Below are 1,302 nucleotides of genomic sequence, written 5' to 3'. Positions count from 1 at the left end.
ATTATTTGGTCACTCATATTCTTTTTAGTTTGTAAAGTTGCTAATGTTTGGCGGCTAACCGATTTTCGGAAGTTTGCTGATTGTTATCAACTAAATTCTATAATGATTATAACTTTATTGTATGCCCTTTCAAAGTAATCCCGTCAGTGAAAACTTGCTTTAAGGATAGTTTAATACTACTTTCCACATAATCTGTCATATCATTAAATTGAGCATAATCAACGGGGATTATTGTCACGCCCTTGTCTGATTTTCTTTTAGCATATTCATTGAAACGGTGTTTTTTATCAATACCCCAACTTATTTCTTCTTTTATTGGTAAAGATATATTGATGCCTATGATCTTTTCCTTATCTTTCAAATAAGTGATACCTCGTTTCCAAATACAAATTTCCTTTTCTCCAATTGCTCCGCCAAGAGAAATTTCAATAGATAAAGTCCAATTAGTTATTGAATCATCCACTTTAATTTGTCCTGTCAAATCTTGAAAATAAGTTTCAATAGCATTATAATCAAAGCAACTCATTTCCGGATAACCACTTGAATAATCAAAATTCATATGTTTTTGATATTGATTCTGACAATAAAGTCCCGATCTAACCTTTATTTTAAATTTCATATTTCACTATTTGCACTGTTGATAATGTTTGTCAGCGTTCTGCTTTAAGCGGTAGTGCTGTTTGTTAGTGATTCATTTATGTTCTCAATTTCCATATCAAGAAAGGTTACATACCATTCTATAAATGATATTCTTTGCCCATCTTTTAATTTCGGTACAAGTCCACTATAATCAGCTCGTCCATCAAACCAAATATGTCCTTTTTCATTTCCATTCACCACCAATAGAAATGTACATCCATGTCCGAAATGACTTATTTGCAGACAGCCTGCAATATGTGCGGTACTAATATACGCATTAACAATTTCCGTTTCCGGGTATCCCTCGTTCCAATTAAAGGAGGTTATCCATTCTTCATTCCAACTATCTTGATATGGGAATTTTTCATTCAAGGAAATATTAGGTTTGTCTCTTAATTTGAAATCAACAATAGCTTTATCAAGAGGCAATAATCCATATCCCGGTCCAAAACCTCCATTTCCTATTTCAGAAATAAAAGTTCTGTAATCATCAGGAAGAGTTATACAATGTTTATGCTCAAACTCCTTAATATCTTCTTCAGATAGACAAGGATTATAAGATACCTCTTGTTCCTTTACTCCAAAAGATGCAAATTCTTTATGGCGTCTTATGAAAGCCAATTTTTCTAATATTTCCTTTTTTTGATTCATAATCACTAATGT

Annotated in this window: 2 protein-coding genes; both read right to left on the bottom strand. The window is 32.0% G+C overall.

Features of this window, described 5'->3' with window-relative positions; genetic code table 11:
- Positions 1-106 precede the first annotated feature (106 nt).
- Entirely contained in the window at positions 107-619 is a 513-nt protein-coding gene (gene imm9 / locus DXA54_RS27935) for an Imm9 family immunity protein (protein ID WP_120081210.1), read from the bottom strand.
- A 44-nt stretch (positions 620-663) separates the two neighbouring features.
- A partial coding sequence (locus DXA54_RS27930; protein WP_243647707.1) for an SMI1/KNR4 family protein occupies positions 664-1,302 on the bottom strand: 639 nt, incomplete at its 5' end.

The sequence above is a fragment of the Bacteroides sp. OF03-11BH genome (assembly GCF_003604005.1).
In the GTDB taxonomy this organism is placed as follows: domain Bacteria; phylum Bacteroidota; class Bacteroidia; order Bacteroidales; family Bacteroidaceae; genus Bacteroides; species Bacteroides ovatus.
Note: the sequence above shows the minus strand (reverse complement) of the source record. Positions and strands in the feature narration are given on the sequence as shown.